The organism is Arcicella sp. GW822-FHT02H01 (assembly GCF_058802005.1).
Map to the genome: position 1 here is coordinate 50,773 of NZ_JBXANT010000005.1, position 20,049 is coordinate 70,821.

The following is a 20,049-nucleotide window of genomic DNA, read 5'->3' on the forward strand; positions in this document are numbered from 1 at the left end:
AGTCCACAGGCTAGGCAACTAGCCTGTGGCTTAAACCCAATACTCAAATGGCTAAAACACTAGAAATTAACGCACAAAGCGAATGGACAAATACAGAGAAACTCGCTTTCAAGTTTTTTGGTATCTATTTCTTCTTGCAGGTACTCCCTTTAGATGGAAGGTTTTTCAAACATCTTTTTTCTATCAATTGGTTGAACGTAGGCTATGCTGATATTTTCTATTTATCAAAGTATGCTCCAAGTTTTGTAGGTAATGACAATTTTATCAACTGGCTCATCATTGCTATCATAGCGGGAATCGGAACATTTGTATGGGATAGTATTTACAAAAAAGACATTAACTATGACCAACTTTATTATTGGATACGCGTTTTAGTGCGTTATCGTTTAGCCATAGGCGTTATTGCTTATGGGTTTCTCAAATTCTTTCCTATCCAATCGCCCATTCCTTCTATCAGTAACCTTAATACCGAATATGGTGATTTTACGGCATGGAAACTATTTTCACTAGGTTTGGGCGTTGTGCCAAGTTACCAATCTTTCTTGGGACTAGTTGAGATTGTGGGAGGTTTATTACTCTTAAATCGTAAAACGACGACGATTGCTACTTTAATAATTTTGCCATTTGCAGGAAATGTTGCCATTTCGAATATTGCTTATGAAGGTGGTGAATACGTGTATGCTTTTTACTTAATCTCTTTGGCACTTTACCTTTTTGCCTTTGATGCTATTCGTTTATTTAATTTGCTCTCTTTAGAAAAACCTACGCTACCCAACACTTTTCAGCCTATTTTTAATAAAAAATGGAATCAGGCCAGAGTTGCTATCAAATTTGGCTATGTGTTGTTTTTCGTAATATTTTATGGCTTAAAAACCTATGGCGGTTACCAGAAAGGCGGTTATCATTTCCCTGCTCAAAAGGGACTAGACAATACTGCTGGGCTTTATAATGTGAGTGAGTTTAAATGGAATAACCAAAATATTCCTTATTCAAAAACAGATACGATTCGTTGGCAAAATGTAGTATTTGAGCAATGGAATACCATCAGCATAAAATCTAACAAGACTGTATTATTAGAACATTTACCAAGCGAAGAAATTTTTAAAGAAGATTCTTTGCGGGTTTATGAATTGTCAGGTTCGCAAGGTCGTCATTACTATCAGTATAGTGTAGACCCTTCAAAATCAACGCTTTCTCTTAGTAATAAGAATGTCAATCATCAGAGCGATAAATACACTTTATCATTTAAAAGACTCAACGATTCGACGCTTGTTTTGTCGGGTGTAAATACCCAACATGATTCTGTTTATGCTGTTTTGAATAAAATCAACAAAAAGTATTTGACTTTCGAAGCGCAAAAATTAGGACGTAGAGGTGTGCTTAAACTTTAATTCTTACCATAAATTCCATAAAATTATGTCACATTCAAACTTCGATTTAGATCGTGAGAATTTGGGTATTGAATTGCCCGAAAATGTCATAAACAGTCAAGAAAATACCCCTCCAAAAACAACGTGGACTGGCTGGCAAAAAGTGCTTTTTCGTATTGCATTTGTGTTCTTTGTGGCGATGTCGCTACCCAATACTTTAGAATGGTATAAGGAAATAGCTACGTTCAATTGGCTGCATTTACACTACAGAGATTTATATGATATTGCACGATTTGGTTCGGGACTAAATTTCTTTGGTAACAAAATTTTTGGGTCTTCACTCAACGGGTATGCTGTTTGGATAATTACGCTAATTTTTGCTGTAGTTGGAGGATTGCTATGGACGGCTATCGTTTACTTTCTTAAGAAAGAACCCAAAGAATATAATCTTCTATACTATTGGTTGAAAGTAATAGTGCGTTACCGTGCAGGAATCGGGATTATTGGCTTTGGTTTTACTAAGCTAACGCCAACACAATTACCTTATCCATCTTGGGGAATCCTTAATACAAATTTTGGTGATTTAACCCTTCAAAAAATCTATTGGTTATCTATCGGTATTGTACCTTGGTACGAAGTTTTCACGGGGGTAGTTGAAGTAGCCGCTGGGGCATTGTTATTTTTCAGAGCAACCACTTTCTGGGGTTCTGTCTTACTCTTTGGAGCATTGGCTGATATTGTGTATGTAAACATCGCCTATGATGGTGGTGTACATGTTTACAGCTCATATTTTGTATTACTTTCAGCATTTTTATTGGTTGATTATGTACCTAGAATTTATAAATTACTGATTTTAGAACGTCTGACGATTCCTGTAACTCACTACCCTGTATTTGACAAAGCGTGGCAACGAATCACAAGAGTTACGTTGAAGACTACTACCATTATCTTGTTTTTGCCTGTATTCTTGTATTTAGCCATCATTAATTTCTTATACGACCCTTATAAACAACCAGCACTTAAAGGTATCCCTGAGTTACGAGGTAATTATGAGGTTTCTGAGTTCAAAATCAATAATCAGGTTATCCCTTACTCACCTACAGACACAGTAAGATGGCAACAAGCTACTTTTGAAAAATGGACAACGCTTACTTTTAAAGTGAATAAGCTTGTCGAATTAGATTTATCCAATGGTGGGGGTGCGCCAATGCGAGATATTAACCGAACGTTTGAGCTAACGGGTGTGGCTGGCGGACAGCGAGTTTTCTATTATGAAGCCGACACCGTTAATAAAGTATTGTATTTGCAGGATAAAAATAGAGGCTCACGCAACCAAGAAAACAGAGAGTTTTTAGTCAACAATCGTGATTTAGGAGGCGAGGCTGTTCGTAAAAAGAAAGAACCAAAAGCAGAAGAAGTGGCGGATAATTGGATTCCAAAAGAAGCATTAGCCAATATTGGTTCAGAAGACCCAAAGATAGAAGCCATCGCACGCTCTTCTCGTCGTACAAAAGGCATCAAAGCAGAAAGCAAGCCAAGCAAACGTAATCGAATGATTTTGAAGTATACCGTTTTAGATGGTGGAAACAGGGTTTTACTTTCGGGTATTAACGAAAATAAAGATTCTATTCACGTTACTTTAAACCGCTATACTAAAAAATATGCTCTTTCAAGAAGTACCTTGGAAGCTGGCAAGTACAACTAAATTTATTTATTACCCAATGTGTTTCCAACTTGCTAAATCCTTAGCAAGTTGGAAATCCCTTAACTTTCATTTAAAACTTCTCAAAAAAACACGTATGAAAATCAGACAATTACACATCATCACATGTCTATTTTTGAGCCTCAGCACATCGCTGTTTGCTCAAATAAAATCTATCTCAGGGACTATCAAAGACAAAGAAACTGGAGATGCTCTTCCTGGGGTTTCAGTTTTGATTAAAGGTTCAAGCAGTGGAACTGTTACAGATCAAAAAGGATATTATAAAATCAATGTGTCGGAAAAAGCGACGTTAGTTTTTTCATTTATTGGTTATGCTAATATCGAAAAAACTGTAGGCAATCAATCTATAATTTCTATAGACTTGATTCCATCAAATAATGAATTAGCAGAAGTTAGGGTTGTTGGCTATGGTACACAAACCAAGGCTGAATTTACAGGTTCTGCTGTCAGGGTTTCAGGTGAAGCTATCAAAGAACAGCCCATTCAAAGTTTTGACCAAGCCTTGTCTGGACGTGCTGCTGGCGTAAATGTGGCACAACCTAACGGTGTCCTTAACAACCCTCCTGTTATTCGTATTCGTGGAGTAAACTCTATTTCCTTGAGTTCATATCCATTAGTTGTAGTAGATGGTATTCCTATTAATACGGGTAATGTTTCATCAAGCACGGCCGTACCTAACAACCCACTTGGAGATATCAATCCTGCTGATATTGAATCAATAGATGTATTAAAAGATGCCGCGTCAACATCTATTTATGGCTCAAGAGCTGCGGCTGGCGTATTATTAATCACGACAAAGAGAGGTAAATCAGGAAAGCCTCGTATTAGCTTTGATAGCTGGACGGGTGTTTCTGACGTAGTGCGTTTACCTAAATTATTAAATGCAGAGCAGTTTATTGCTATTAAAAATGAAGCAGTTTTAAATGCTAAAATTTTGGGAGGAAATGCCAATAATAACAGTGTGGCGTCAGCATTATTTTATCCAAACTACGATGCCAACAACAACCCTATTGATACCCGTTGGTATGACTATATTTATCAAACAGGTACTGCACAAAACCATAATGTGAATGTTTCTGGCGGAACACCAACAACTTCGTATTACTTTTCAGCTAACTATACAGACCAAAAAGGTTTTTTAGTGACGAATGAGTTTAAAAGAAAATCTGCTCGTTTTAATATTGACCAAGAACTTACAGGTTGGTTGAAATTGAAAGGTAGTCTTTCTTATAATACCAGTTTTAACCAATCGCCTTATTCTGGTTCTTTGGCCAACTCTAACTTTTTCTTAGTGGGTGCTGCCCGCTTGGCGGTGGCTTTACCTCCAAATGTACCTGCATTCAATGCCGATGGTTCTTATAACATCAACCCTAATAGTCCAAACACAATTGGTGTTGGTAATAATCAGTTTGTAAGTAACTGGGGGAATCCCGTAGCCCTACTTCGTGAAAACAAATATACCTCTGAAAACGACCGTGTTATTGCGAGTTTTGCAGCCGTGGCTAAGTTGTATAAAAACTTAGAATTTACGACGACTTATGCAATTGACCGCCTTAGAACAGATACTTATAGCTATGACAGTCCGATTCAAGGAAATGGATATTCTAGTAAAGGAAACGCAACAAATGTTTCGGCTGTAAGAGATAACTGGAACTGGACAAATACCCTTACTTACAATACTGCTATTGCTGAGAAGCACAATGTTTCAGCTTTAGTGGGCTATGATTTACAAAAATTCAATTACAGTGCTTGGGGTGCTTCAAGAACACAAAGTGCTGACCCTTATTTTGAAAACTACCAAGGAAACTGGGGAGCAATCTCGGCCACAAACAACGAAATTAGTGAACGAGCCTTCCTTTCTTTTTTCTCTCGCTTGACTTATGATTTTGATAAAAAATATTTCCTTACTTTCAACTTCCGTCGTGATGGTAACTCAGCGCTTGGTTCTGGAAGAAAATATGGAAACTTCGGTGGTGTTTCTGGAGGTTGGGCAATTTCAGAAGAGGATTTTTATAAATCATCTCCTATTTCTTCTGTCTTGAACAATGTTAAACTAAGAGCAAGTTGGGGACGTGTAGGCAATGGTAATTTAAGCGATGCCTTCAGTTCATTAGAATTATACAGTGGCTCATTGTATGGAAACGCTGCTACTTGGGCAATTTCTCAAGCAGGCAACTCGAACTTAGGTTGGGAAACAAGTAATCAAACCAATATTGGAGCAGACTTAGGATTATTAAATAATAGGGTTCAAGTAGAACTGACTTATTTTAACAACGACGTAAATGGTTTGATTTTGAGCGCTCCACAAGCAGTATCGAAGGGGATTCCTGGCAATGCTATTTTAGGTAATGTGGGTTCGATGTATAACCGAGGTATTGAATTAGGAATTACAGCGACAGTTATCCGCAAAGGCAATTTCTCATGGAATACTTCTTTCAATTTCACAAAGCTAGAAAACAAAGTAACAGCACTAGCTGAAGGAAATACTGACATCATTGGTACTACGCACGTATCTTACGAAACGACGAATATCACCCGAGTAGGTTATTCAGTAGGTAGTTTATATGGCGCAAAAACGGCTGGTGTTAACCCTGCGAATGGTCAAAGAATTTTCATCAATAAAAAGGGAGAACAAGTACAATACAGCCAAGTGGTATTACCTGGACAAAGTCAGTGGACTTACCTAAATGGAGAAAAAGCAGCAGCTATTACTGGTGCTGATTATTACTTAATCGGAAATGCACTACCAACTTGGTATGGTGGCTTTTCAAACAATTTCAAATATGGCAATTTTGATTTAGGAATTAATCTTTCATTCTCAGGAGGCAACTATATCATGAATGGAACAAGAGCTACTTTGCTTGACCAACGTGCTTATAATAACTCTACTGAAATCTTAAATCGCTGGCAAAAACCGGGAGACATTACAGATGTACCAAGACTGGTTTATAACGACCAATTATCAAGTGGTTCTTCTTTCCCTGTGTCAACCAATGCTGAAAAAGCTGATTTCCTTCGTTTGCAAAATCTTTCTTTAGGATACAGGCTCCCGTCTGCTTTGTTTACAAAAATAGGCATTAGCTCAGTGCGCGTATATGCCCAAGGAGCAAACCTATTCTTAATAACAAAATACACAGGTGCTGACCCAGAATCGTCTGTAAATGGTAACTCAAACACTACTCCAGGTGTAGAGAAAAATTCAGTTGGACAAGCAAGAACATTTACTTTGGGACTAAACGTAAGTTTTTAACGAAAGCGTTAGCCTAAAATGGCTATCCATAAATAGTATTAAATATGAAAACATTCACAAAACACACATATATTTCTCGTATTAGCGGCATCTTTTGTTTATCATTGGTATTAGGAACAACTGCTTGTAATGATCAAGAATACCTAAATCCAACGCCTGCTACTTCTATTTCTGGAACAAATGCCTTTGATACGCCTGAAAGAATTTTAGGCTTAGTCAATGGTATTTACAAAGCGGTAAAGAATGGAAATTATTACGGAGGGAATTATTATACCTATACGGAAGCTCGTGGAGAAGAATTCATCAACCGTACTAGCAATACATTTACAGCTTATGAAGCTTGGAATCAAACCCTTAATTCGGGTTCAAACTTTGTAGCGGGTTTTTGGGCAGCAGGATATGGCGCTATCAACAATGCTAATATTGTTATTAAGGGTTTGACAGATAACCCTAATAAAGTAAGTGCGACACTTACTAAACAATACATCGCAGAAGCTAAGTTTTTAAGAGCATTAAGCTATTTTAGTCTAGTAACATTGTATGCTCGTCCCTATAATGAAAACAACGGAGCGTCGCCAGGGTTGCCTTTGCGTTTACAGGCAGAAACAAATACTGCAAACAATGACTTAAAAAGAAGCACTGTCGCAGAGGTATATACGCAAATCATCAAAGATTTGAGTGAAGCTGAAGCTGACTTACCTACAAATTATGCTTCGGGTTTGCTGAATACCACGAGAGCGCATAAAAATACGGCTATTGCCTTAAAAACAAGGGTATATCTTAATGCTGGTAATTATGCAAAGGTGATTGAAGAGGCTAAAAAGATTGTGTCAACATCGGCTCCTTTCTCGGCTGCTACAGGTGTAAACCATAAACTACAAAATATTGTAGAAATTTTCACGACCAATTATACCAGTACAGAGTCTATCCTTTCTGTGCCGATGACAGATTTGGATAATGTAACGGGGCAAACGTCTTTCCCTTATGTGTTTAATGCCAACTCAGAATATAACTTGAATCCAAGTGGTATTTGGGGTGAAACAGAATGGAAATCTACTGATTTGAGAAGAACGTTTGCTCGTACTGCTTCTGGGGTTCAATTCCTAACTAAATACAATAAACCTTCTCCTTTCTTAGACTATCTCCCAATCATTCGTTATTCTGAGGTATTACTGAATTATTCAGAAGCGGCGGCTCGTACAGGAGATTTAGTAAAATCGATTGAATTATTGAAAGCAGTACGTAATCGTTCGGATGCTACGTATATTTTTCCAGAAAGTAGTGTAGGTACACAAACAGCTTTGGTAAATACTATTTTAAAAGAAAGACGTATTGAGTTATTGGGTGAAGGTTTCCGCTCGAACGACTTGCTTCGCAATTTGTTGCCATTACCCGCTAAATCAAGCAGTTCATTGAGTGCTCCTGCTGTTGAACCGTCACAAGCTAACTATATTTTTCCTTTGCCAAATGTAGAAATTGTAACGAACAAATTATTATTAGAATAAGCTTATTACTGGCTCAAGTAGGCAAGTTTTACTTGACTGCTTGAGCTTTATAACATCCTAAATCAATGAAGTACTTTCTATTATTATTATGCTTGATAAGCTTTGAAATGACCGCCCAGCGAGTTCGTCAGTCGGACACTGCTGGACATGCTCAGCATAATAGTACACAACATGAAGTGCATGATGGCGAAAGTCACGATAGCCATAGTCACCTCGAACATATTTTAGATTACCGCAAAGAAACGGCCTATGTTCCCAACCTACCCCCTGCTCAGCTTTTGCAAGGTATCGGGAAGGTAGATTTCAAGATTACGACGCAAGCTAATAAAACACAGGAATTCTTTAACCAAGGCATTGCCCTCTTGCATTGCTTTTGGGATTTTGAAGCCTACCGAGCTTTTAAAGAAGCTATTCGCTATGATTCAACGGCCATTATGCCTTACTATGGTTTGTACAGTGCGATTGGTGCCATTGAAGGAGATGAATTCAAATACGATCAAAAACTTGCTTTGCAAAAATTAAAACAGTTGAAAAACAAAGCAAGTGAAAGAGAACGCAGTTATGCAGAAGCAATTTTAGCAAGAGATTCGGAAGCTGATGGAGGCAAAGCCGTCTATCAGAAAAAACTAGAATACATCATTGATAAATATCCTGATGATTTGGATACCAAACTGTTTTTGGCTTTGAGTAAAATGGGCGGATATGATTCAAAAATGGTGCCTCGCGAAGGACAGTTATATGCTGAATACCTCCTTAAAGATATTTTAAGAACTCATCCTGACAATGCGGCAGCTCATCATTATTGGATTCATTTAAAAGAAAATTGCTGTCCAGAACAAGCACTTGAAAGCACGGAAAAATTACCAAAGTTGGCCAATAATTCTGGACACATGGTGCACATGCCAGGGCACGTATATTATAAATTGGGCGATTATAAAAAGGCTTTCAATGCATTTGTAACAGCCGTAAAAGTAGATTCTGCCTATATGAAGCAATTCAATATGCCAGAAGTAGATACTTGGAATTATATCCATAATATCAATTACTTACTTTCAAACTGTGCTGAAGACGGACGCTATTCAACGGCTTTATACTATGCTGAAAAGCTAAAAAATATGCCTGCCACGAAGGAAAGAAAACGTAAATATGAAGGGCGTTTCTTTTATCAAGGGGTGATTGCACCTGCTAAAATGGAGCTTTGTTTTGGTTTCTATAAAAAAGCAGCCGACCGACTCGCTACTATACAAGTAGATAAAGATAGTCTCTTTACTCAAAAAGCCATTGCCTATAAAGAAGGCCTTTCCTTTTTTGCCCTAGGCATGGATGCTGCTAAAAACAATAAAATCAGCGATGCCAAACATTATGCAGATGCATTGGATGCGTTGCTTTGGCGAAATAGCAATCAACACAGCACTAAAGATGCTATTTCTACCAAACGCTTAGCAGATTTGAATGTCGCTTCTTTAGAATTCCAAGGGGTTATTAAAAGTGCTGAAAACAAACACAAAGAGGCAATTGCCATCTTACAAAAAGCCCAAGAAAAGGAAGAGGATTTAGGCTATAGCGAACCGCCTACTTATGCCCGACCAGTATTAATCAGTTTGGCCGAAGCACATTTGAAAGCTGGTAATTTTCCCCAAGCCATTGAAGCTTATCAAGAATTATTAAAGCGCCATCCTAATACCGCCAATGCCTATTGGGGTTTATACAAAGTTTATACTAAGAAAGGCGATACCACCAAAGCAAATGAAAATGCTAAACGCCTAGCAGAGGTAATAGAATTTGGAGACAAATCGCTATTTCCACTTTAAGAACAACAAACACTCATCATCAATACGTTTTTTTGAATCGCATTAATCAATCAACTAAAAATTATCAATCCTTTAATACCATGCAAAAACCAGTTAAATCTCTCGTATTTATGTTGCTATCAATCCTGATAGTTGCTTTTAAAGCAGATACTCCTTATCAAGAGGATATTAAAAGTTGGCATCAAAAACGTATTGAAGACCTTAAAAAAGAAGACGGTTGGCTAAATCTTGCAGGCCTGATTTGGTTGCAAGAAGGCGTAAATACTATTGGTGGTGATGCCAAAAATTCCATTGTTTTTCCTACTGAGCATAGCGATGCAACACTTGGGAAAATTATTTTGAAGGATGGAAAAGTGTCGTTTGAATCAACAAAAAATGGCGCTGTTTATCTTGAAGACCAGTTGGTCAATCAAGTAGCACTATTTCCTTATGCTGGTAAACCCACTGTTTTAAAGCATAAATCTTTAAGATGGTTCATTATTCAAAGAGGAGATAAATATGCTATTCGCTTAAGGGACTTAGAAAGTCCTTATCTGAAAGGATTTAAAAGCATTGAGACTTTTCCTATTACGGAGTCTTGGCGTATCAAGGCTAAGTTTATTCCTTCAGTCGGTAAAAAACTTAAAATTACGGACATAACTGGGCGTACTTATGAGCAAGAATCTCCGGGAAAATTAGTTTTTTCAGTGGATAGAAAAGAATATAACCTTGATGCTGTAGGAACAAAAGAAAGATTACATTTTGTATTCGGAGATTTAACCAATAAGCATGATAGTTATGGTGGTGGCAGGTTCTTGGATGTACCTGGCCCAGATGCAGATGGCTATACGTATATCGATTTCAACAAATCTTATAATCCTCCATGTGCTTTTACGCCTTATGCCACTTGTCCTTTACCTACCCAAGAAAACAAGTTGGCCGTAGCCATTACGGCAGGCGAAAAACGATATGGAAATCATTAATGTTATTAAAAACCTTAAAGCGTATTGGACATTTAATTACCAATACGCTTTTTATTCCTAACCAGAAAAGCCAAAATTCATTATTATGTCTCCAAAAACAGAGAATATCTACAAAAAGCCTTATGAATCCATCATTTTTCGTGGTTTCTTTCTTTTTGTAATCATTACTGCTATTCCATTTTACCCTAGTTTTTATTTAAAAGACTACAGCGAAAGTTTTCAGACAAAATCGCATCCATTTAGAATCATAGATGTAGCTAGTCAGAACAATCCGTGGTTTTTCAATAATGCTGATGGTAAAAATTATGTAGGTTGGCTCATCACTTTGTTAGTAAGTATCATTTTTGGGACAATCTGGTACTTTTTCGATAAAAAACGCAAGAATTACGACCAATTATCTTATTGGTTTTTTGTAATTGTTCGCTATGGCTTAGCTTTAAGAATGTCATGGTTTGCTATTGCCAAAGTATTTCCTGTACAAATGCCTTTCCCGACAATTAGTCAATTGAATACCAATTTAGGCGAATTTACACCTGGAAAACTTTATTGGTTGACTACTGGTGTTTCGCCATTCTTTGAAGTATTTGCAGGCGTATTTGAGTTAACTGCTACCATATTAGTTCTTTTTAGAAGAACTACTACCCTTGGAGCCTTAATGATGGTGGCAATTCTTCTCCCAATTTGGTTTGTGAATATTGGTTATGATGCAGGCGTTGAACTTACGAGCTTGCATATTTTAACATTGGCTATTCTATTATTGGTTAAAGATGTAAAGCCCTTCTGGGACTTACTCATCTTACATAAACCGTCTAACATTCCTGCTTTTGTTTCACCTGATTTCTTGAAACAATGGCAAAATAATATTCGACTAGTACTAAAGTGGGGGTTTATTCTAATCTTTTTGGTGTATCGAGGCTTTGAATACGGCAGAGTTTATGCGTCAGATAAGACCTTTAAATTGCCTTTAACTGACGGTGTTAAGGAGTTTGCAGGATTCTATGATGTTTCAGCATTTAAAATTAATAACAATATTATTCCTTATTCAAGCACTGATACTACTCGCTGGCAAAATGTAGTTTTTGAAAAATTCAATACTTTCAGTATCAAAGTGGGTAGTCAAACACAACTAAATACCGACAATAAAGCCAGAACGACAGAGTATTATGGCAACGTAGGTCGATTGTATTATGGCTATGAAATAGATTCGCTCAAACAAAGTCTTACATTATGGAATAGAGCAGATACTACCAAAAAGATACTTTTAAAATATAAGCATATTGATAACAAACAATTTATTTTAAAAGGTATCAATGAAGGTGGAGATTCGCTTTTTGTAATCCTTCAAAAAATTGAAAAGCACTATCCTTTGGTTGAGAAAAAAGTGCGACTTTTTTAAATTAAATTATATTACTTTTTATTTCAAAATCATTATAAATTTCAACAATGGCAATCCATTATTACAGATATAAACTACTGACTTTGATAGGTTTTGGTATTGCACTAAGTGCTTTTCAATCTTCTAATCATTCAACAGAAAGTAGCTCTTTAGTATATCAAAGCAAAAAAGATTCTAGTGAAACACCACAGCATTTTGGTTGGGGGCGGACTCCCACTAAAGCTGAAATAGAACGAATAGATATTGACGTTCGACCAGACGGAAAAGGATTACCTGCTGGAGTTGGATTAGTTAGTAAAGGCAAAGTGATTTTTGAAACAAAATGTGTGGCTTGTCATGGTGTTGGAGGCATTGGAGGCATCAATGGTTCTTTGGTGACAAACAAAAATCCTGCTGATAAAAAGAAAGAAAAAACCATTGGAAATTACTGGCCATACGCTACGACAGTTTTTGACTATGTACGAAGAGCAATGCCTTTTAATGCCCCTGGTTCTTTGACAAACGAAGAGGTATATCATTTAACAGCTTACTTACTGAATGCTAATGAAATCATTGATGAAAAGTATGTAATCAATGCGCAAACATTACCTAAAGTGATTATGCCTGCACAAAAATTGTATGTACCAGATGATAGAAAAGGAGGAGCTGAAATAAAATAAACATGGAAAAAATTATTGAGATTACTCAAAATAGCCAAAAAAAAATATCAAGAAGAACGCTTTTGGGTGGTGCTGCCACCATTGCAGTGGCTATCGTTCAATCTGCCAGTGGTAAAACCATTCAAAAGGCAATTGTTGAAGATCCAACCAAACAGGTAGGTAACTTAGCAGGAGAAATCGGAACGAGGTCACCTTTTGTAAAATCTATCAAAAAGCCTTCTGATATTTCATCAAGGTCGCCTCTTCAAGATTTTTATGGTATGATTACTCCTTCAGATTTACATTTTGAACGCCATCATGCAGGTGTTCCTGCCATTGACCCCAATACACATGAATTATTGATACATGGTTTAGTTGAAAAACCATTAATTTTAAAAGTAGCTGATTTAAAGCGATTCCCTGCTGTGTCAAGAATTGCTTTTATTGAATGCTCAGGTAATTTCAGAACTGGTAAAGAAGAAATGAGCCCACAAGAAATTTGTGGCTTAACAAGTCAGAGCGAATGGACAGGCGTAAAACTTTCTACCATTTTCAGAGAAGTCGGTGTAAAACCTAATGCAACGTGGTTTTTAGCAGAAGGTGGCGATGCCGCCGTCATGACTAGAAGTATTCCCGTACAAAAAGGTTGGGACGATGCAATCATTGCTTATGCACAGAACGGTGAAGCCATTCGACCAGAACAGGGTTTTCCTATCAGGCTATTTCTTCCCGGTTGGGAAGGAAACACCAGTGTAAAATGGTTGAGAAGATTAGAATTATCTGACCAACCTTATATGACACGGGAAGAAACATCTAAGTATACTGAAGGGATTAAAGATGGAAAAATTAGAATGTTCAGTTTTGATATTGACGCCCGTTCTATTATTACTTTCCCTTCTTTTCCACAGCATGTTGAAAAAGGTTGGATTGACATTAGAGGGTTGGCATGGTCAGGGAGAGGAAAAGTAGTCAAGGTAGAAGTAAGTACAGATGCAGGGAAAAACTGGCAAATAGCCCAACTAAATGAGCCTATTTTGGATAAAGCCCATGTGCAGTTTAGGCACTTATGGCAATGGAAAGGCGAAGAAACCGAGCTATTAAGCAGAGTCACTGACGAAACAGGCTATACGCAACCTACTTTGAAGCAACTAGTAGAAGCACGAGGAAGCGATATGGGTGGTTACCACTTGAATCCCATAACAGCGTGGCAAATTAAAAAAGATGGAAGGGTTTTATTTAAACCAGAATCATTCCGCTAAAAATAATCTATCAAATCTTAAATCCTTTGAATCATCATGAAAAAAATAAATATTACGGCATTATTAGTATTGTTACTAATAACCAGTTTTCCCAATTTTGCACAATCTGCATCTTCAAAAGATGAGTCTTTTACCATCGAAGGTTATTATAAAGTAAAATGGGGGCATCAACAAGAGTTTTTGGAATTGTACAAGAAAAATCACTACCCATTACTTAAAAAAGCAATTGAAAAAGGTGATTTATTAAGTATAAAACTCGAAAAAACTTTGCAGCATGGCACAGAAGATGGTCGTTGGGATTATCGTGTAACATTAGTTTTTAAGAACGTACAAGCGGCATTTGATCCAAACCTTACGGAACCTTATAAAAAGGCTCTGTATCCAGACCAAACTACCTTTAAAAAGGAAGAATCAAGACGTTTTGAGATTTTGGATGCCCATTGGGACATTCAGGTCGGAAAAGAAAATTTAGATAAATAATGTCAAAAACAGATTTTGATGCTATTGTGATAGGCTCAGGCCCTAACGGATTAGCAGCAGCCATAAACTTACAGCAAAAAGGTCTTTCAGTATTAATACTAGAAGCAAAAAACACTATTGGTGGTGGTCTGCGTACTGCTGAACTTACCTTACCCGGTTTTCAACATGATATTTGTTCAGCCATTCATCCTTTGGCTGCGGCTTCGCCATTTTTTAATACTTTGCCTTTGCAAGAACATGGTTTAACGTATATTCATCCACGCCTTGTAGCAGCACATCCATTAGACGATGGTACGTCAGCAATCCTGACGAATTCTATTTTAGAAACAGCAGTATACTTAGGAGCCGACAGAAAAAATTATTTAAACCTCATTGAGCCTATTACGAAACATTGGGAAAGTCTGCTTGATGATTTATTAGCACCTTTACATTTTCCGAACCGCCCAATCAATTTTGCACAATTTGGACTAAAAGCATTTTTACCTGCAACATTACTGGCAAAGAGATTTGAATCGTTAGAAGCAAAAGCATTGTGGGCAGGAATGGCAGCACATGCTATTCAGCCACTAAACAACTTGGCCACCTCAGCCATTGGTTTAGTCTTGATGGCCTCTGCACATGCCAAAGGATGGCCAATTCCCAAAGGAGGTTCGCAGTCTTTGGCAAATGCTTTAGCTTCCTATTTTGTTTCCATTGGAGGAAAAATTGAAACAGGTTTTCACGTAAAATCACTTGAGCAATTACCATCATCAAAAGCAATATTATTTGATATTACTCCTAGACAATTACTACAAATTGCAGGGCATCGTTTTTCAACTATCTACAAATGGCAACTTGAAAGATACCGCTATGGAATGGGCGTTTTTAAGGTAGATTGGGCATTAGATGGCGTTGTACCTTTTACATCAAGCAAAGCTAGAGAAGCAGGGACGTTGCATCTTGGTAATACCCTTGCAGAGATTGCCTCTGCCGAACTAGCAACATCTGAAGGTAAACATCCTGAAAAACCATTTGTATTATTGGCTCAGCAAAGTGTTTTCGATGATTCGCGTGCTCCAGCAGGAAAACATGCTGTATGGGGTTATTGTCATGTACCCAACGGTTCGACGAAAGACATGACAGAAGCTATTGAAAAACAGGTAGAGCGATTTGCCCCAGGTTTTAGAGAAAGAATTTTGGCAAGGCATACTTTCAATACCGCACAACTAGAGGAATATAACCCTAACTATATCGGTGGTGACATCAATGGAGGAATTATTGATATCACACAATTATTTACTCGGCCAGCTCTCAGATATTCTCCGTATAGGACATCAGAAAAAGGGTTATATATCTGTTCATCCTCAACACCTCCAGGTGGTGGTGTGCATGGGATGTGTGGTTTTCATGCTTCTGAAAGGGCTTGGAAAGATATATTTGAGAAATAATCACCATCACTACGCAGATTCTTTTTCCTGAAGGAAGAACACAAATTAATAAAAATAAGGGCAAATCAATCAATCTCCAATTATATATTATGTCAACTAAAGAAACAAAATTTTCACTTACCGAAGATTGGACAGTCGTTCTCTACGGCTTTCTAATTATTGGTTTAGTCCTGCTAGGGCTAAAAATTCCTACTCCAACCTTTGGTTGGAAAGATACTACTGAACTGTTTGAAAAAGTACTTATACCAACAAACATAGTTAATATTCTGTTTGTCTTCGTATTGGTTTATGTCATTGCTATCTTATCGACACTAACCCTAGGAAAAAATGTTAGTGCCACTATAAAAGGCTTTCCTATCGTGTTTGTGTTAACTACATTAGCTTTGATATTGGCAGGGAACTCTTTTCTTAAAAATTGGAATTTAGAAGCTGTAATCTTTAGTTTATCTATTGGATTACTTATCAGTAATTTTTTTACTGTACCTGCTTGGCTTAAAGATTCTCTTTCTACTGAACTTTACGTAAAAATCGGCTTAGTTCTTCTAGGAACAAGTGTTATCTTTTCTGATATTCTAAAGGCAGGTTCTTTAGGTCTAATTCAAGCTTTGGTAGTTGTTATTTCTGTATGGTACTTTGCCTTCTGGATTTCCAAGAAAATGGGCATTGACGAAGAGCTAGCCATTATCATATCAAGTGCTGTTTCTATTTGTGGTGTCTCGGCGGCCATTGCTACTGCTGGCGCTATAAAAGGAGATGCCAAGAAGCTTTCTTATGTTATTTCTATCGTGCTGATTACGGCCATACCAATGATTATCTTTTTGCCATTTATTGCCAAAGCTCTTCATTTATCTGAAGAAGTAACAGGTGCTTGGTTAGGAGGAACCATTGATACAACAGGCGCCGTTATCGCCTCGGGAACATTAGTGGGCGAAACTGCCCTAAAAATTAGTACCATTGTTAAGTTTTCTCAAAATGTATTATTAGGTTTAGCAGCTTTTGCCATTTCTATTTATTGGACTTATACCAATAATCAATCTGAAACAGTCCAAGAATCCAAACCTACAATAGGAATTATTTGGGAACGTTTTCCAAAATTCGTGATTGGCTTTATAGCTGCTTCGTTGCTATTTTCATTTTTTATTTCAACAGAAACATTTGATCAAGTAAAAGGTACATTCAAATCTTTGCAAGGCTTATGGTTTGCCTTAGCATTTACAAGCATTGGACTAGAAACAAAGTTCTCAGATTTGTTTAATGAAGAGGGCAAAAAGCCACTCTATGCTTTCTTAATAGCTCAATTATTTAATGTGTTTATTACATTATTAATTGCTTATTTTTTATTCAACAAATAAGGGTTTAGTTAGAGAGGCATAAATAGTAAGTTTTTTTATGCTTCTCTATATAACTCGAAATAATAAAATAATCTCTTACTTTCATTTATATTGTTAAGATAATTTTACCATGATTTCCTAAAATGCTCAATATTTGCTTAATGAATTTCTTGATTTATAAAAGCCTCTCCAAGCTCTTTAAACAGTTGGAGTGTATCGCTATTTAGAAGCGATGGGACAGAAAAGAAATTTATGAGCTACTTTAAATGGCAATTCTTTCTGGTATAGTTTTTTAAACATCTCTTTTAAACATTTTGTATATGGAAAGAGACGGACAACGAACCAGTATTTGGCAGGCAACTGTTAAGCCTTCAATTGTTCAAATAGATAATCATAACCTTAGTGCTAATAACAAATATGACGTAGTAATTGCTGGTGCAGGTATTACTGGAATTGTTACAGGTTTATTACTTCAGCTTGCAGGTAAAAATGTAATGATTGCCGAAGCTCATACCATTGGTTTTGGTACGACAGGAGGTACTACGGCTCATATCAATACTTTCTTAGATGTACCTTATTATCAAATAGCGAAAAACTTTAATGAAGAGGTAGCGACAGAAGTAGCAAAGGCGGTAGCAAACGCATTGGCTTTGATTAAACAAAATGTAAACCAATTTAATATTAATTGCGAATACATTGAACAAGATGGTTATTTATATGCACAAGATGAAAAGCAAGAAGAAGAATTACAAAAAATTATAGCATCTTGCAAAAAGGTTGGTGTTGAGGTGTCACCTTGTGAAAATATACCTGTCCCCATTAAATTCTTATCAGCAGCAAAATTCTCAGGACAAGCAAGTTTTCATCCATTGACATATTTATTCCACTTGGCAGATATTTTTTCAAAAGCAGGAGGAATTATTTTAGAAGACTGTCGTATCATAGATTTGGAAGAAAATGATAAAACTGTTACTGTCAAAACGTCTCTTGATAAAACTTTTATAGCAAAAGATTTTATATACTGTACTCATATCCCACCCGGTACAAATGTGTTACATTTCATGTCTGCCCCATATCGTAGTTACGTTATGGCTGTAAAACTTTCAGACGAAAATTATCCTAGTGGTCTAGTATATGATTTATACAATCCTTATCATTATTTCCGTACGCAAGAGATAGATGGACAAAAATATATGATAGCTGGGGGTGAAGATCATAAAACGGGTCATGAAGAAAATACTGCAAAATGTTTCGAGAATTTAGAGAAGTACTTGCGTGAAAATTTTGCGATTGAAAGAATTTCCTATAAATGGTCATCACAATATTTTGAGCCTGCCGATGGTCTACCATATATTGGAATATTACCTGGCTATAAAAAACACGTATATACTGCTACGGGCTATGGTGGTAATGGAATGATGTATAGCCATATAGCGGCTAAAATCCTTACTGGAATGATTACTGGAAAATCTAGTCGACATGTAGATTTATTCAATCCAGCAAGAGTAAAACCGATAGCAAGTTTTAGTAATGTAGTAAAGGAAGGTGCGGATGTAACATTGAACCTACTTAAAACTATTTTGCCCGCAGAAAAAATAAAGGGCTTAGACGAAATCGGGAATGATGAAGCAAAAATTATCAATTATGATGGTAATACCATTGCTGCTTATCGTGATGAAAAAGGACATTTATACATGGTAAATCCAACCTGTACCCATCTAGGATGCACAGTAGGGTGGAACAACGAGGAAAAAAGCTGGGATTGCCCCTGTCATGGCGCTAGATATAATTGTAAAGGTGAAGTATTAACGGGACCTGCCGTAAAAGATTTGGAACGTTATACTCAAGCTCTTCCTGTAGATAACCAATAAATAACTAGCGTTTGCATTGATATCGTTGACATATTCTGAGATATGCGTAGCTTTCTCTATATATAATTAGGCTCAATATGTATCAAAATTTGTCCAAGCTGAGGCAATTTTTGTTGTAATGTGTCTTTTAGATGATGAGCAATGTCGTGTCCCTGCTTGACGGTTAAGTTTCCATCTACTGTGGCGTGTAAGTCAACATGGTATTTCATTCCTGCTTTACGGATAAAGCATTTTTCAGTACCAACCACGCCATTTACAGTTAGGGCAACTATTCTGATTTCAGCGATTAAATCATCATAAACGTTCTCGTCCATGACTTCACCCAATGCTGGTCTAAAGATTAAATAACTATTGTATAATATAAATACTGACGCAAATAGGGCGACCCAATCATCGGCTGATTCAAAACCTTTGCCGAAATACAAGGCAATAGAAATGCCAATGAATGCAGAAACCGAAGTGATTGCATCGCTTCGGTGGTGCCAAGCATCTGCTTTTAATGAAGAGCTATTCATTTCTTTACTCTTCTTAATGACTATTTGATAAGATATTTCCTTCCAAATAATTATTATTCCTAAAATTATGAACGTCCACGCTTTTGGCAGTTCGTGAGGAGTACCTATATTTTGTATACTTTCATAAGCGATAATTACGGCAGAGGTTATTAAAAAGCCAACTACCAAAAAAGTAATTAATGGTTCTATTCGACCGTGTCCATAAGGATGATTTTTGTCAGGAGGTCTGTTGGCATATTTAAGTCCAAATAAGACTAAGATAGAAGAAAAAATATCTGCAGTAGATTCAATCACATCTGCTATGAGTGCATATGAGTTTCCAAAAAATCCAGCAAGTCCCTTTATCGTAGCCAAGGCTATATTTCCTATTATACTAAAATAAGTTGTTCTTATTGCCTTCTGCTCATTTGTCATTTTTTACCAAGGTTTTAAGGTTACATATAATATTTATATACCAGTGATTAGGCTAGGTTATCGTATAACCATTTATGAAGTTACTTTATCCAAAAAA

14 protein-coding genes are annotated in these 20,049 nt (G+C 36.8%); 13 read left to right on the top strand and 1 reads right to left on the bottom strand.

The genetic code is table 11. The features are described 5' to 3' along the window. The first annotated feature begins 47 nt into the window (after positions 1 to 47). The 13 genes from AC1RNE_RS22635 (at position 48) to AC1RNE_RS22695 (ending at position 19,023) form a co-directional block, all read left to right on the top strand. Positions 48 to 1,391, top strand: a complete 1,344-nt coding sequence (locus AC1RNE_RS22635) for a DoxX family protein (RefSeq protein ID WP_492804410.1) — start codon at positions 48 to 50, stop codon at positions 1,389 to 1,391. Positions 1,392 to 1,416: 25 nt separating this feature from the next. Next, a complete protein-coding gene (locus AC1RNE_RS22640; protein WP_492804411.1) occupies positions 1,417 to 3,075 on the top strand; it encodes a hypothetical protein in 1,659 nt (552 codons plus the stop codon). A gap of 94 nt (positions 3,076 to 3,169) precedes the next feature. Then, positions 3,170 to 6,343: a SusC/RagA family TonB-linked outer membrane protein gene (locus tag AC1RNE_RS22645; protein WP_492804413.1), complete on the top strand. Its 3,174-nt coding sequence runs from the start codon at positions 3,170 to 3,172 to the stop codon at positions 6,341 to 6,343. Between the two features lie 44 nt (positions 6,344 to 6,387). After that, positions 6,388 to 7,848 (top strand): RagB/SusD family nutrient uptake outer membrane protein, encoded by a 1,461-nt coding sequence (locus AC1RNE_RS22650; RefSeq protein ID WP_492804415.1) that lies wholly within the window; start codon positions 6,388 to 6,390, stop codon positions 7,846 to 7,848. A gap of 65 nt (positions 7,849 to 7,913) precedes the next feature. After that, on the top strand, positions 7,914 to 9,659 hold the full coding sequence (locus AC1RNE_RS22655; RefSeq protein WP_492804417.1) for a tetratricopeptide repeat protein: 1,746 nt from the start codon (positions 7,914 to 7,916) through the stop codon (positions 9,657 to 9,659). An 80-nt stretch (positions 9,660 to 9,739) separates the two neighbouring features. Continuing rightward, positions 9,740 to 10,621: a DUF1684 domain-containing protein gene (locus AC1RNE_RS22660; protein ID WP_492804419.1), complete on the top strand. Its 882-nt coding sequence runs from the start codon at positions 9,740 to 9,742 to the stop codon at positions 10,619 to 10,621. Between the two features lie 85 nt (positions 10,622 to 10,706). Then, on the top strand, positions 10,707 to 12,017 hold the full coding sequence (locus tag AC1RNE_RS22665) for a hypothetical protein (RefSeq protein ID WP_492804420.1): 1,311 nt from the start codon (positions 10,707 to 10,709) through the stop codon (positions 12,015 to 12,017). Positions 12,018 to 12,064: 47 nt separating this feature from the next. After that, positions 12,065 to 12,676 (top strand): c-type cytochrome, encoded by a 612-nt coding sequence (locus tag AC1RNE_RS22670; protein WP_492804422.1) that lies wholly within the window; start codon positions 12,065 to 12,067, stop codon positions 12,674 to 12,676. Between the two features lie 2 nt (positions 12,677 to 12,678). Continuing rightward, positions 12,679 to 13,914 (top strand): sulfite dehydrogenase, encoded by a 1,236-nt coding sequence (soxC, locus tag AC1RNE_RS22675; RefSeq protein WP_492804424.1) that lies wholly within the window; start codon positions 12,679 to 12,681, stop codon positions 13,912 to 13,914. 36 nt (positions 13,915 to 13,950) lie between these two features. Beyond that, the gene (locus AC1RNE_RS22680) at positions 13,951 to 14,394 is read left to right on the top strand and encodes a hypothetical protein (protein ID WP_492804426.1); all 444 of its coding nucleotides are present in this window, start codon (positions 13,951 to 13,953) and stop codon (positions 14,392 to 14,394) included. Beyond that, the gene (locus AC1RNE_RS22685; RefSeq protein ID WP_492804427.1) at positions 14,394 to 15,821 is read left to right on the top strand and encodes a phytoene desaturase family protein; all 1,428 of its coding nucleotides are present in this window, start codon (positions 14,394 to 14,396) and stop codon (positions 15,819 to 15,821) included. Before AC1RNE_RS22680 ends, AC1RNE_RS22685 begins: the two co-directional genes overlap by 1 nt. A gap of 89 nt (positions 15,822 to 15,910) precedes the next feature. Further along, complete coding sequence (locus AC1RNE_RS22690) at positions 15,911 to 17,173, top strand: YeiH family protein (RefSeq protein ID WP_492804429.1); 1,263 nt, start codon at positions 15,911 to 15,913, stop codon at positions 17,171 to 17,173. 299 nt (positions 17,174 to 17,472) lie between these two features. Next, positions 17,473 to 19,023, top strand: a complete 1,551-nt coding sequence (locus tag AC1RNE_RS22695; RefSeq protein WP_492804431.1) for an FAD-dependent oxidoreductase — start codon at positions 17,473 to 17,475, stop codon at positions 19,021 to 19,023. 56 nt (positions 19,024 to 19,079) lie between these two features. Here the strand turns inward: AC1RNE_RS22695 and AC1RNE_RS22700 are convergent, their stop codons facing one another. Continuing rightward, positions 19,080 to 19,952 carry a cation diffusion facilitator family transporter gene (locus AC1RNE_RS22700; RefSeq protein ID WP_492804433.1) on the bottom strand — a complete coding sequence of 291 codons (873 nt, stop codon included), beginning with the start codon at positions 19,950 to 19,952 and terminating at the stop codon, positions 19,080 to 19,082. Positions 19,953 to 20,049: the final 97 nt, after the last annotated feature.

Coding starts and splice junctions, on each gene's coding strand:
- AC1RNE_RS22670 (WP_492804422.1), top strand. CDS start 12,065: ATGGCAATCCATTATTACAGATATAAACTACTGACTTTGATAGGTTTT.
- AC1RNE_RS22655 (WP_492804417.1), top strand. CDS start 7,914: ATGAAGTACTTTCTATTATTATTATGCTTGATAAGCTTTGAAATGACC.
- AC1RNE_RS22695 (WP_492804431.1), top strand. CDS start 17,473: ATGGAAAGAGACGGACAACGAACCAGTATTTGGCAGGCAACTGTTAAG.
- soxC (WP_492804424.1), top strand. CDS start 12,679: ATGGAAAAAATTATTGAGATTACTCAAAATAGCCAAAAAAAAATATCA.
- AC1RNE_RS22685 (WP_492804427.1), top strand. CDS start 14,394: ATGTCAAAAACAGATTTTGATGCTATTGTGATAGGCTCAGGCCCTAAC.
- AC1RNE_RS22665 (WP_492804420.1), top strand. CDS start 10,707: ATGTCTCCAAAAACAGAGAATATCTACAAAAAGCCTTATGAATCCATC.
- AC1RNE_RS22645 (WP_492804413.1), top strand. CDS start 3,170: ATGAAAATCAGACAATTACACATCATCACATGTCTATTTTTGAGCCTC.
- AC1RNE_RS22690 (WP_492804429.1), top strand. CDS start 15,911: ATGTCAACTAAAGAAACAAAATTTTCACTTACCGAAGATTGGACAGTC.
- AC1RNE_RS22660 (WP_492804419.1), top strand. CDS start 9,740: ATGCAAAAACCAGTTAAATCTCTCGTATTTATGTTGCTATCAATCCTG.
- AC1RNE_RS22700 (WP_492804433.1), bottom strand. CDS start 19,952: ATGACAAATGAGCAGAAGGCAATAAGAACAACTTATTTTAGTATAATA.
- AC1RNE_RS22650 (WP_492804415.1), top strand. CDS start 6,388: ATGAAAACATTCACAAAACACACATATATTTCTCGTATTAGCGGCATC.
- AC1RNE_RS22640 (WP_492804411.1), top strand. CDS start 1,417: ATGTCACATTCAAACTTCGATTTAGATCGTGAGAATTTGGGTATTGAA.
- AC1RNE_RS22680 (WP_492804426.1), top strand. CDS start 13,951: ATGAAAAAAATAAATATTACGGCATTATTAGTATTGTTACTAATAACC.
- AC1RNE_RS22635 (WP_492804410.1), top strand. CDS start 48: ATGGCTAAAACACTAGAAATTAACGCACAAAGCGAATGGACAAATACA.